Annotated in this window: 8 protein-coding genes; all 8 read left to right on the forward strand. The window is 45.4% G+C overall.

Annotated features, from left to right (window positions below):
• The first annotated feature begins 358 nt into the window (after positions 1 to 358).
• The 8 genes from V8F51_RS19275 to V8F51_RS19310 all read left to right on the forward strand — a co-directional run bounded on the left by V8F51_RS19275 (position 359) and on the right by V8F51_RS19310 (position 13,061).
• On the forward strand, positions 359 to 1,192 hold the full coding sequence (locus tag V8F51_RS19275) for a hypothetical protein (protein WP_337102016.1): 834 nt from the start codon (positions 359 to 361) through the stop codon (positions 1,190 to 1,192).
• Between the two features lie 49 nt (positions 1,193 to 1,241).
• Positions 1,242 to 1,628, forward strand: a complete 387-nt coding sequence (locus tag V8F51_RS19280) for a (deoxy)nucleoside triphosphate pyrophosphohydrolase (protein ID WP_337102017.1) — start codon at positions 1,242 to 1,244, stop codon at positions 1,626 to 1,628.
• Positions 1,629 to 1,803: 175 nt separating this feature from the next.
• On the forward strand, positions 1,804 to 5,253 hold the full coding sequence (locus V8F51_RS19285) for an AAA domain-containing protein (RefSeq protein WP_337102018.1): 3,450 nt from the start codon (positions 1,804 to 1,806) through the stop codon (positions 5,251 to 5,253).
• A 31-nt stretch (positions 5,254 to 5,284) separates the two neighbouring features.
• Positions 5,285 to 7,246: an AAA family ATPase gene (locus V8F51_RS19290; RefSeq protein ID WP_337102019.1), complete on the forward strand. Its 1,962-nt coding sequence runs from the start codon at positions 5,285 to 5,287 to the stop codon at positions 7,244 to 7,246.
• A complete protein-coding gene (locus V8F51_RS19295) occupies positions 7,239 to 8,168 on the forward strand; it encodes a hypothetical protein (protein WP_337102020.1) in 930 nt (309 codons plus the stop codon). The genes V8F51_RS19290 and V8F51_RS19295 overlap by 8 nt, the downstream gene beginning before the upstream one ends.
• 79 nt (positions 8,169 to 8,247) lie before the next feature.
• Positions 8,248 to 8,628 carry a (deoxy)nucleoside triphosphate pyrophosphohydrolase gene (locus tag V8F51_RS19300; RefSeq protein WP_337102021.1) on the forward strand — a complete coding sequence of 127 codons (381 nt, stop codon included), beginning with the start codon at positions 8,248 to 8,250 and terminating at the stop codon, positions 8,626 to 8,628.
• 184 nt (positions 8,629 to 8,812) lie between these two features.
• Positions 8,813 to 11,953, forward strand: coding sequence for a hybrid sensor histidine kinase/response regulator (locus V8F51_RS19305; protein WP_337102023.1), 3,141 nt, complete (start codon positions 8,813 to 8,815; stop codon positions 11,951 to 11,953).
• Entirely contained in the window at positions 11,928 to 13,061 is a 1,134-nt protein-coding gene (locus V8F51_RS19310) for a response regulator (protein ID WP_337102024.1), read from the forward strand. Before V8F51_RS19305 ends, V8F51_RS19310 begins: the two co-directional genes overlap by 26 nt.
• Positions 13,062 to 13,162: the final 101 nt, after the last annotated feature.

The following is a 13,162-nucleotide window of genomic DNA, read 5'->3' on the forward strand; positions in this document are numbered from 1 at the left end:
TTAATCAGGAACCTAAGCAAAATCTCAAGAAATTCCCGATTGCAATCAGAGGCAGAAGCTACTTACAATGTTGTAGTCCAGAATGGGAAGAAGTATATTCAAATTAATACTTACGGTTCAAAGGAACGAGTACACACCAATTCAGTAAGCCAGACCTTACAATTAGACGAACAAACGGCAAAACAACTGTTAGAGATAATTAAGTCAGAATATTCTTTGTAGCCAGTTGGATTAAGAAAAAATGTCTGCCGGAATGATTTTCGCAACTGGAAGTTTCCGTTCGCTATTGATTATTATGAATAGAGCTTTAATTGGAATTAAACTTCTGAGATATTTTGAAAGTCAAGGTGATTGATGTATGGAAATAGATTTCAGTAAATACCTACCTGTATTAGCAGCAGTAATTTCTGTTAGTCTTGGCTATATGTATGGCGTTAGAAGTAAGAAAAATGATAGAATAATGCAATTAACTCAAGAGAGTCTGAAAGAAGTATATAGCCCTATGTTTCATGAAATAAGTAGAATTATATCTAAAATGGTAAAACCAATAGACAGGGAAAAGATGATGGATTCATTTTTTGATAAGTACGCCTCAGATGTTACTTCTGTTTATAAATTGGGCAATTTAGGTCTAATGCAATCATTTTATGAATTGAGCAATAAGTATCAACAATTCAAACTAACACGGGATTCAAGTGTTTGGAAAGATGTTTGGTATGAATTCGAAGAAGTAATCTTTTATGAGGTGAAATCTGGATATATGAATTCTGTGAATTTATTATATCGTGATTTCAAGTGGCAGCAGTATATTCAAGCAAAACCTTACTGGATGAAATTATATTTTGAATCCATTAAATTTTTACATGAAACAGCAAATGGAGCTATTGTTACTTCCGCAATTCTTCTTTATTTCTCAGGTTTTTTCAGGTTACTTGGGCTGGGGCTCTTTCCAAAAGACTTTTGGGTTATTAGTTTAATAATTTTTGTAATGAGTGTATTGGCAAGTTTGTTTTTAGCTTTGTTTAATATGCAGTATATTATTTTATCATCAAATATAAAGCAAAGCTTATTAAGAAAATCTATGAACAAAATATTTCCGAAACTTCTATTCAAGTGGGATGGTTTATTTAGTGTAAGAAAAAACTATAATAAAGTACCTCCAATGTATGACATAAATATTCATAAAGATTAGATGCTGGTGCCGATAGCTAACAAAGTGATTGTATAGGATGTGAACGGAAATGATAGAAGTCGCAGCTGCCATTATCGAAGACGAAGCGGGTCGAATACTGATTGCGCGGCGAGCCAAAGGGAAGTCGCAGGAGGGCATGTGGGAGTTTCCCGGCGGAAAGCTGGAGTCGGGCGAATCGCCGGAGGACTGCTTGCGGAGAGAGCTGCTGGAAGAGATGAGTATTACGATCGAGCCTTATGCGTATGTCGGCGCCAATGAGCATGATTACGGAACGGTGACGATCAAGCTCATCGCATATAAAGCGAGCTTTGTAAGCGGGGAGATCATGCTGACGGATCATGATGACTGCAGGTGGGTTAGGACGGAGGAGTTCGTGGAGTATACGTTTGCTCCAGCGGATGTTCCGTTTTTGAGGATGTTGAATTGCAAACATTAGGTAACAATCAACACATGAAGAAAGTAAAGAATATAGATGAGTTAGTGATTTAAGCCGCAGCTCCAAGCTGCGGCTTTTCCAATTTTGTCAGTAGTTGCAGGATTGTGTAGAACGGTGGAGAATTTAATTTCCATAAGGGTAATTTTACCTAAATAAGGGATGGGTTAAATAAACGATGAACACATTAGATTACTGGCGCAACAGTTTAGCCGATGCTGACCGATTGAATCCGAATTTCGATAATATGAAAAAAAGTTCTATTTTAATAGATTTGGATAATATTAAGACTGGGACAGTTCCCCACGAAACCACAGTTAAACTATTTGGGCAAAATTATAAAAATAATCAAATATCTTCAATTCCGGTTCTCTTGTGTCCCATTATTGCTTACATCAAAAAAGAACACAGCAGAAGCAAAGGCAATCACCCAGAAACGCTGACTCCCTTATGGGTACCAGCCCTTCTTAATAAGGACGGTTGTTTACTAGTAGCGAATAAGAAAAATCCATGGATTCCAAGGGACTACTTAGACCCTTGTTTGAGTGGCGTTTTTCCTATTAGCACACTTAGTGCAGTCGATCAGTTTCTTACGGAAAAACCTTTTAAAGCCGATAATTGGAAGGACTACTGGGCTCATACCGTTCAGATGTTCTCTGAGCTAACTGATATGGATCTAAATGAATTTAATCATGAGCAATACATTCCAACTACAGAGTCCTATATTTTGTGTAATGAGCAGATGTCAGGAGCGACTGCGGCTGTACAGTTGCTCTACGATCATATTCGAGAGAACAAGCCGACGACGACACTGCTGAACCATTTTGCCTCAATAGAAGACCGTCCTCAACAAATAGCCGAGTCCTTAGAGAATTCCTTTAGAACATCATCCAGACACTATGGGCAGATGGGTCAGCAATACCCGTTATCAGCATCACAAAGAGAGTCCATTCATAACTGGGTTAATATTGAAAGTGGAGAGTTATTAGCCCTTAATGGACCACCAGGAACAGGAAAAACGACTTTTTTGCAGAGTGTCATTTCTACTTCATGGATTGAAGCAGCGTTAAAGCAGAGCGAGCCTCCAATTATGGTGGTTTCATCTTCTAATAATCAACCCGTAACCAATGTCATTGAAAGCTTCGCCAAAATACAAGAGGTTCAGCATCCTCTAGCAGGACGGTGGATACCTCAAGTAGAGGGATACGGATCGTATTTGGCTTCCAGCATAAAAAAAGAAAAAGAGTTAAAACCCCATTGGCAAACAATTAAAATGGACTCTTCTGGCAAGAAAGGTCTACTTGCAAGTATAGAAAATTTAGATGATGTATCTAAAGCTGCCTACGAGTATTTAGAGCATGCAACTAGATTCAGCGGTATACAATTCGTAAAAGTAGAAGATGCAGTTGATTTTCTTCATCAAAGTCTAGTCGATTGTGTGAACCGTATGGAGCAAATTATTGATACTTATGATCGACTACTTCAATTCGAAGGAGAGCTAAACAATAAGTATCCCGAAGGCATAGCAGTCGTTAAAGAACAAGCTGCAGAGCAAATTAACAAACATAAATTGGGGTTAAAATCGACGGAGGAACTACACGCGGAATGTAATGATTATATGAACAAATGGCCGCTTAAATGGTTTTTGTTCATTCCAATCGTTAGAAAGATCAAAAACGACAGAGATCGGAAGTTTCTTGAATCTAAAGGAATCTATGATGCGGCTAGTGAGGAACAAGTTAGAACTTACTTTAATCAAACAATAGCCAATCTTCAACAGGTTATTTCGAATATCGAAGATAGCTGTAGAGTAGCTGAGCAAGAAGAGCAACAACTGTCTCTTATTAGACAAAGCTCAGATCAGCATAGAAATCAAATGATCGATGAAATCTTAATGTACTTTCCTGATGAAGAAGGGCAAGGCAGACTCGATAACGATCCATTAGCATTACTGGATCGAACCTTAAGATATGAAGCATTCAAGCTTGCCGTTCACTACTGGGAAGGACGTTGGATATTAGAGACAAGAGACATGTTAAATGATCCTAGCTTTAAGCAAACGAAAGGAATCAATAGTCAGCAAAAGCTATGGAGACGTTATGCTAAGCTCACTCCGTGCTTCGTAACGACGTTATTTATGGTGCCTTCCTTTTTTAAAGCTTGGCAGGGAAGCGACCGATATTTATACGAGTTCATAGATACATTGATTATCGACGAGGCTGGGCAAGTAACGCCGGAACTGGCAGGTGCGTCATTTGCTCTGGCAAAGAAAGCGTTGATTGTAGGTGACATTCTACAAATTGAACCGATTTGGAATATTCCTGTTGCTATAGACGTAGGGAATCTCATGGAATACGGCGTCGTCAATAATGAGCAAGTTGCATTTGATTTTAGTAGCGAGAAAGGAATTACGGCGTCTGGCGGTTCGGTTATGTTGGCAGCTAGAAGAAAGACGAAATATACGTTATCTCAACACGACGGTGGGATGTGGCTTGTGGAGCATCGTCGATGCGTTCCGGATATTATTAACTATTGTAATGAACTGGCATACAAAGGAAGACTTGAACCAAAGAGACCATCACTGTCTTCTTACCACTTGCCGCATATGGGATATGCCCATATCCCAGGTGACGCGAAGAGAAAAAATGGGAGCTATTATAACGAGATAGAGGCAGATGCTATTGTAAGTTGGATTCATCGCAATCAGGATCTCTTGGTTGAACCTTATGCTAAGGACGGAACGGAATCGAAATCAATAGATCAGGTTGTAGCCATTATCACGCCATTTTTCCAACAAAAAAAATTGATACTGGATAAGTTGGCTAGAACCGAACTAAAAGCTATGAAAAATATTACGGTCGGGACTGTACATGCACTGCAAGGTGCAGAAAGACCCGTAGTTATCTTTTCTCCCGTCTATGATGGGAATTCCGCATCTTCTCTCTTTTTTGATGCAGGTGTAAACATGTTGAATGTGGCTGTCTCTCGCGCACAAGATAGCTTTTTAGTGTTTGGGGATATGCGTATCTTCGATCCGTTAGCTAATACGCCTTCAGGTCTATTAGCCCGTTATCTGTTTACGTCAGAAGAACAGGAAATCCAAAACGTGGAGATGCCATTGTACTTCAAAACGCGCCTTGCATTGCCTGTTGATCATATTCAAGATCTAGAAGGGCATCGAACCATACTCGCTAACAGTATTCGTACTGCCAATAAGGAGGTTCATATTGTTTCTCCATTTTTGTCTTCGAATGCATTGGATGCTGATGGACTGGAAGCAGTATGCAAGGAGGCCATTGGAAGAGGGATAGAAATTGTGGTTTATACCGATGAGGCACTGAATAAACGCCATGGCCTATTATTCCCACACTTCATAAGGGCAACAGAAATGTTAACCGCATGGGGCGTACAAGTTGTGATTACGAAGCGAGTGCATAGTAAAGCCCTCTGGGTCGACAGGGATATGCTAATTGAAGGTTCGTTTAATTGGCTCTCGGCTGTTCGAAAACCTAATAGTCAGTGGTGTCGCTATGAAACCTCATTAATTTTCCGAGGAGACAAAGTACTCGAAATGATTGAAAAGATTAAAGAAGATCTAGAAAAACGGATGCTTGTGGCGCAAAAATAAAAGTTCTAACTAGACGGTATGGAGGAACAAGATGGAGATTCTATATATTTGGTTTAATGATTACGGGCCCTTTCAGAAACAGGGTTTTCAGTTGGATGCCCAACTGAGATTTGAATTCGATGCAAATGATGGATTGCTATCTGTTTCACGTAATCCTGAATACATACCGGGATTTTTCCGACATAAGGATAAAATCGCGGAAGATTCGGCCGTCATATCTAATATTACAGCAATCGTTGGAGAGAACGGAACTGGAAAGACGCGTTTTCTTGATTATATAAAAAATGTACTGGTTCGAGCACAAAACAGGGATGTATACCAAGCTTTGGTCGTGCTCCGGGACGCTCGAAACGATGTCATCATCTTGTACGATGATTCTGTTATCCCTCGATTGCAAGTGAAGGATCCTGATGGCCATCTCTCGAACGCGCAGCAGTATAGGAAGGCGGAAAGTTCACTTAAGCTGCCAGATAGCTCGGTAATATTTTATTCGGGTATATTTGACCATACATATGAAGAACAGTTAAATAACTACTATAACTTATCTACGAACTACCTTGTCCGTAAAGATAAAGTCCGACGGATGGAGGAGGGAATGGACTTGGAGAAGCAACACTTGCTCGACGTGCATCGGGACGAGGATTTGAATCGGCAAGTCATTCTTGTGCATGAGTTCCCGAATACGTTCGAAGAACCTCTACCCGTTCGAATTCCAAAACAGCTAATCGTTAGGATCAGAGAGTTCGATGCAAATGACGACAAAAGCTTAGGAAGATTTGCTCATTTTTATAGTCAGTTACATGAATATGTCGATAATAAACTGATCGAAATCGCGCAATCAATTCAACAGAAATCTTCAAAAGATCATCGGATATTGGCGAAACGGGAATTATTCAAGTACCGAGCCCATCGGGCTTTATTTCGTAGCTTTTTGAAGGAATTATCGATTTACATGAACGAGAATATGTTAAAGAAAGATGATTCTCTTTTGGATTTTACAAGCGTTATTTCTGGTAAGAGATCATTTTTAGAATATTCTAAAGTTTTTTTTCAAGCTATGTATAATAGAACTTCGTTATTGTCGTTAGATGATAGGACTTGGATAGATCACCTTAATGGAATGGTCGATGTTTTCACTGAGTTTTCACACGCGGTCGATCCTAAAGATTGGACCGACTCAACCTTCGCGATTCCGGTGCGGGCTCAGTCCGTTGAGTCGAGTGAATCTCACCGGTTTATTAAGTTGTACCGTGGTTCTTATCAAGCGTTTCCCTACTTGGACTTCGACTGGCCGTTGAGTTCCGGTGAGAAGGCCTTCTTGAACCTGCTCTCGCGATTGTATACAAGAGCGGACGGACAACCGTTCGGTAGCAACGTCTACCTTACCCCAAATGTATTATTGCTAATTGATGAGGGAGAGCTGTATTTCCATCCGGAATGGCAGCGAGTCTTTATTAATAGCCTAATTCGTTTCTTGTCGGCCATTTATGGACCGAATCGACGTGTCCAGATCATTATTACTTCGCATTCCCCATTCCTGCTTTCCGATTTGCCAGCCTCAAGTGTCAATTACTTGAAACGCGATGGAGAGAAAACGACTGTATCGGATGGACTTTATGGGGATGAGATGAAATCAACATTCGCCGCCAATATTCACGATTTGTACAAGAGAGGATTCTTTATGAAATCCACTTTCGGTGAGTTCGCGCAGGATAAAATTAACGGTGTGATCAGGGACCTCAAGAAAATGGAGGATAAGCAGTATGAACAGCACATGCAAGAAAAGCAAGTGCAACCATTGCAGAAAGCAGAGCTTGAGCCTTTACTTGACGTAATTCGATTGATTGGCGAGCCTGTACTTTCGGGGAAATTGTTGGAGATGTATAACAACTTATTACCTGAACGCAGACAAGAGGAGCGCACGAGGCAACAGTACGAATTTTGGAAGCAAGAAATGAAACGTCTTGGTATTTCGGAGGAGCGGAATGATTAACATCTATGATACGGAACAAGACCAGCTGGCTAAGGAACATTATAATGAAATTGCCGACCATATTGGAAAAAGCCGAAAATATAAAACGGATATGTTCGATAACTGGTTTGGCAGCTTTGACAGCAGTTATAATTTAGAGTTGGTAATCACCGCTAAGCCAAAAAAGCTTTTAGAGATACGGAATAAGTGTGGAGTTCCAGGTGTTTACCCTGATTATATTAAATACTTGGTAAATATGTACGAGAATAACTTCTCTTTACGGAAAGAATCTATCGGAAATAATGGGTATAATGCTCTTGCTATGACAGACCGTCTTGGTATTCGTGTCTGCCCGCTATGCAATCGGAATCATATAGGCAATGTTGACAGAGGAGCGCGTGGAAGAAAACGAACATGTCAACTCGATCATTTTCATAGTAAGTCGAAGTACCCGTTTTTGGCTATGTCATTCTTTAATTTAATCCCTTCGTGCCCGAGCTGCAATCATACGAAAGGGACAGATGACATAGACGCTTCCCCCTACGATGAACATAAGGATATGGAAAACTTGTTTCGAATCCATTTCAATATTAAGGACGTAAAGTCGATTCTAGATGAAAAGTTGTTGTCCGTCTCACTTACTGAGGACCCGAGCGTAACACGTAATGCAGACGTGTTAGGTTTAAAAAGTTTGTATGAAACTCACAACGATGTAGCCTTCGAGATATTGCAGAGGTTCAGACTTTACTCCGATTTGTATCGAGAGGATGTGCATAAAGCCTTCCCGGGTTTATTTAAAAGCGAAGACGAGATCCAGAACAGGTTGTTTGGAAACTATCTGCAAAAGGAGAACATGAAAAAGCAGGTTTTGGCCAAGCTGAAGAGGGATATTTATGAGCAGTTGCAACAATACGTCCAGCATAAAGGTGCTGGGGCGATTTGATATCTGATATATTGCAAGGAAATGAGCATCATCCGGCGCTTAAAGGAAATGAGCCACTCCGAATAGGATGTGAACGGAAATGATTGAAGTGGCGGCTGCCATTATTGAGGACGAAGCGTGTCGAATACTGGTTGCACGGCGAACCAAAGGGAAGTCGCAGGAGGGCATGTGGGAGTTTCCCGGCGGCAAGCTGGAGCCGGGCGAATCGCCCGAGAACTGCTTGCGGAGAGAGCTGCTGGAGGAGATGGGCATCACCATCGAGCCCTATGCGTATGTCGGCGCCAATGAGCATGATTACGGGACGGTGACGATCAAGCTCATCGCATATAAAGCGAGATTCGTGAGCGGTGAGATCGTGCAGACGGATCATGATGATTATCGATGGGTTAGGGCGGAGGAGTTCGCGGAGTATACGTTTGCTCCGGCGGATGTTCCGTTTTTGAGAATGTTGAATAAATAAAAGGTTGCCGCTGAATTGATAGGTTCCCCATATAGTAGACAGGTGAAATATGAAACTTGTCTACCGTATGGGGAGTCTTTTTTTTGGAACTCTATGGCTAAAAAAAGTGAAAAACCAACGCAGGGTGTAGTATATTTAGGTCAATGTGCTAATGAAGATTTTGGGAAAAAGGGAAATGGACGCAATGAGAAAGCAATTGACAGTTCTAATCGGTATGGTTGTTGTCTTTACCGTCGTTATATCGCTATTCATCTATGAATGGGTGAATCCTACGTTTCAGTACCCGGAAGCGCGAGGAGGGGTGCTGGACGCCACACATTGGGATTTTACGAAGCAAGGAATTGTACCGCTGCGGGGAGAGTGGGAGTTTTACGAGAACAAGCTGCTGACTCCGCAAGATTTTGACGCAAGCGACAATACACTCGAAGCAGAGCGCCGAATCGTTAGCGTTCCCGGAGGGTGGAAGGGAGTCGTTTCCTCGGGCAGCGGGTATGGCGCGGGTACGTATCGTCTGCGAGTCGAGGTTGGCGAGCCTGATTTTTATAGCCTTAGAGGCAAAAAAATTCGCATGTCCAACCGCATCTATATGGATGGATTGGACCTAGGCGGTTCCGGAAAACCGGATTTGTCGGCGGATCGATTCGTACCAAGCAATCTTCCGGTGTTCGGCACGATCAAAGCGGATACCGGCACCATTGATGTTATCATTCAGATAGCTAGCTACCGCTATTTGGAAGGCGGATTGGTGCAAGCGCCGGAATTCGGATTAACGGATGATGTCATGGCCAGGCGCGATAATGCCCGTCTAGCAGATATGATTGTCATCACCGCGCTGCTCGTATTCGGAGTTTATTTCGCAGGTACGTTCAAGCAATGGAAGAAAGAGCCTTATCTCGTCTGCTTCAGTTTGTTCTGCTTGTCATTGGGATTGTTCTTCAGCATCGACAACGAAATCGTCATGGCAACTCTGTTCCCGGGCATATCCTTTCTGTTGCTGCAGAAAATGCTCTTTATCCTGCCTTACGTATCCGTCTTCTCGTTTACTCTCTATGTCTATCTGTACTTGGACCTGAAGGAGAGCACGGGATATAAGTGGCTGAGAAGGGTCTCATACGTCTATTTGATCGTATTGGCTGCTCTGCCGAACGACTACCTGGTCGATATGCTTTGGCTCGGGATCGTTCTGCAATTGGTCACCTTCGCGTTCATGATTCGCTGGATTTTTCTTAATCGGAATGGCGGGGTTCAGATTTACTATATTTTGCTCGGTCTATTCTTCCTTATTATTAGCTGGGTGTATGCTCAGACGCGCTATCAGCTGGCGCTCGACAACCCGTACTATATGATCGTCACGCCGCTGCTTCTCGTTCTATCGCAATCGTTTCTCATGTCGGACCGGATGCGCGACGCGTTCGTGCGGAACGAGCGATTGGCCGAACAGCTTATTGCGTACGATCGCCAAAAAGACGAATTTCTTATCCACACCTCCCACGAGTTCAAAACGCCGCTGCACGGCATTATTAATCTGGCGCAGGTGGTCATCGACCAGAGCGGCGAAGAGATGGCGCATCGGCATCGCGACAACTTGAGCTTCATCATTGCCCAAGCGAACCGTCTGTCTACGCTGGTGAACGATATTATCGATTTTCAGAGCTTGCAGCTAGGGAGCTTGGCTTTCCACAATCGGCATTTCGACGTCAGCGGCACGGTGCAGGCTACGCTCGAAGCGTTAACCATTATGCGCAGGAACGATCAAGTGAGGCTGGTCAATCAGGTGCCTCCGGGAACCTACTATTTGTTCACCGATGAGAACCGCCTGAAGCAAATACTCGTAAATTTAGTCGGCAATGCGTTGAAATATACGGAGCGGGGAAGCGTGTCGGTGGCCGCAGAGTCGCGAGAGGGCTGGCTGAGCCTGACGTTCACGGACACCGGTGCCGGGATGAGCGAGGATCGGCAGCGGGAGCTATTCAAAGCCCGCCTGTACGAAGGCGGCGAACAACCGACGAATTCGATGTTTCAATCATCCGGTCTAGGTCTGAAAATATCGAAGGCTCTTGCGATACAAATGGGCGGCGGTCTGGAATTGAAGTGGTCGGAGCGAGGAAGAGGTTCGGTGTTCGAGCTGCGGCTGCCGGAGGCGTCGGCAGCGCAAAGGGAAATGGAGGCCGCCAGGGCAGAAGCCGCCGTCGGCGAGGAACCGCCGCTGCTATCCGGGGCAAGCTCGCTGGCGGCTGAAGAATCGTCTCCGCACGCGATGGATCGATCTCCAAAGATGAAGATTTTGCTGGTAGATGACGATGCCTCCAATATCAAGGTATTGCGGGAGTTATTCGCGCTTAGTCGTTATCACGTTCTCGTGGCTTATAACGGAGCGGACGCGCTCAAGCTGATTCAGGAGCATCGCGGCGATCTGTCGCTTGTCCTGCTCGACGTGATGATGCCCGAGCTTTCCGGGTATGAAGTGTGCAGGCGAATTCGGGAGGAGCACCCGCTCTACAAGCTGCCGGTTATCCTGCTGACGGTACGCAGCTCGCCGGCTGATATCGCGATGGGGCTCGAGGCGGGGGCTAACGATTTTCTGGTGAAGCCGTTCAGCGGCAAGGAGCTGCTGGCTCGGGTGCAGACGATGCTTCAATTAAAGGAAGCCGTCGGGCAGGCCATTCACATGGAGACGTTATTTCTGCAATCGCAGATCAAGCCGCATTTTATATACAACGCCTTGAGCGGTATTATCTCGTTATGCTATAGCGACGGCCCGAGGGCAGGCAAGCTGCTGGGCGAATTCAGCAACTATTTGCGGCTAAGCTTCGATCTGGACCCCCGGTATGCCAAGGTCAGTCTGAAGCGGGAGCTGTCTCTCACCAAATCCTATGTCGAGCTGGAGATGGCGCGTTTCGGCTCGCGTCTGAATGTGGAATGGGATGTGGATGTCCGAACGGAGACGTTGATTCCGGCATTGCTCCTGCAGCCATTGGTCGAGAACGCGATTCGTCACGGCATCATGAAGCGACTGTCGGGAGGCACGGTGGTCATTCGGGCGAAGCTGGAGCCGCAGGGCTTGCGTATGGCCGTACTGGACGATGGGGTCGGCATGTCCGAGGAACAGCTGGATCGAATCGCAAAGCCGGAGCGGTTGGAAGGAAGCATCGGTCTGATTAACGTACATAAGCGGCTAATGAACGAGTTCGGGCAAGGCTTGCTGGTGGAGAGCGTTCAGGGCAAGGGAACGACCGTTGCCTTCTTGATTCCTTCCAGCGTGGGGAAGGCCGGATCTGACGAAGAGGGGACGATGCAGGATGATAAAAGCGATTGTCGTAGATGACGAGCTGCTCGTTGCCGAGCAAGTGGACAGAATGTTGGTTCAAGCCGGCGTGAAGGTGTTGGGGCGCTGCGTGAATCCTCACGAGGCGCTTGGCATGGCCAAAGCGTTGCAGCCCGATGTCCTGTTTCTCGATATCGAAATGCCGGAGCTGAGCGGATTGGAAATCGCGGAGCGGGTCTATGCGGACAAGCTCGACATGGAAGTCGTGTTCATTACCGCCTACAATCAATACGCGATCGACGCTTTCCGAGTGAATGCTCTTGATTATTTGTTAAAGCCGGTGATGGAGGAGGATTTGGAGCGTACGCTGGAACGCGTCGGCAAGAGACGGCAGCATCGCGGAGTGGCGGTCGGCAGCACAGGACAACAGACGGCCGTTGCCGCGCTGTTCGGCAAGTTCGCGCTGCATATGGATGATGCCCTCGAGCCGGTTCGCTGGGTGACGGCCAAGTGCGCGGAGTTGTTCGCGTATATGCTGCTGCAGCCTTTGGACAAAGAGGTCAGCAAGTGGGAGTTGTTCGATGCGCTCTGGCCGACCCAGAATGAGGAGAAGGCGGGCATCAACCTTCGCAGCACGGTTAGCAGAATCAACAAGACGTTACGGGATTGCCGTTCGGGAATGGCGCTGGCTTCCGTCAGAAACGGCTACAGGCTGGTTGTGTCCGAAGAAGCGCCATCGGTGGACGCGGCGGAATTGGAGCTGTTCGTGCTGGATGCCGTCGAGCCGATCCCGGACAATCTAGCCTATGTCGAACAGCTCGTACTCCGCTGTAGCCGACCGTTCCTGCAGGAGTTCGACGGCGCCTGGTGCGAGCCTTACCGCAAGCAGTATCGTCAGTACTTCCTGCACCTTGGGAAGAAACTGCTCTTGTATTACGAGCGAGCCGAGGCGGAGCCGCTCAAGGCAATGCGGTTAGCAGATCTGCTGGTCGAACATGACCCTTACGACGAATCGCTGCGGGAATCGGCTCTGAAGCTGCAGTATCGCATTGGCGGTTCCAAGCGCGCGGCCGCCTACTATGAAGCATATGCCGAGTTGATTCAGACCGAACTGGGAGCCGTTCCGGGCGACACGCTTGCCGCGTTGCTTCGCGCCTTCACGAATTGAAACCTATCTCACGAAGGAACCTGCATTTCGAAGCGGGTTCTTTTTGTTTTGCAACAATTTTGCAACATCGCTCCCGTTATAATGTCACCATAGCGTGCATC

The organism is Paenibacillus sp. YIM B09110, from assembly GCF_037167145.1.
Lineage (GTDB): Bacteria > Bacillota > Bacilli > Paenibacillales > Paenibacillaceae > Pristimantibacillus.

Bases quoted from the DNA above. Each gene is read 5' to 3' on its own strand.
- V8F51_RS19300 (WP_337102021.1), top strand. From the start codon at position 8,248: ATGATTGAAGTGGCGGCTGCCATTATTGAGGACGAAGCGTGTCGAATA.
- V8F51_RS19310 (WP_337102024.1), top strand. From the start codon at position 11,928: ATGATAAAAGCGATTGTCGTAGATGACGAGCTGCTCGTTGCCGAGCAA.
- V8F51_RS19280 (WP_337102017.1), top strand. From the start codon at position 1,242: ATGATAGAAGTCGCAGCTGCCATTATCGAAGACGAAGCGGGTCGAATA.
- V8F51_RS19290 (WP_337102019.1), top strand. From the start codon at position 5,285: ATGGAGATTCTATATATTTGGTTTAATGATTACGGGCCCTTTCAGAAA.
- V8F51_RS19275 (WP_337102016.1), top strand. From the start codon at position 359: ATGGAAATAGATTTCAGTAAATACCTACCTGTATTAGCAGCAGTAATT.
- V8F51_RS19305 (WP_337102023.1), top strand. From the start codon at position 8,813: ATGAGAAAGCAATTGACAGTTCTAATCGGTATGGTTGTTGTCTTTACC.
- V8F51_RS19285 (WP_337102018.1), top strand. From the start codon at position 1,804: ATGAACACATTAGATTACTGGCGCAACAGTTTAGCCGATGCTGACCGA.
- V8F51_RS19295 (WP_337102020.1), top strand. From the start codon at position 7,239: ATGATTAACATCTATGATACGGAACAAGACCAGCTGGCTAAGGAACAT.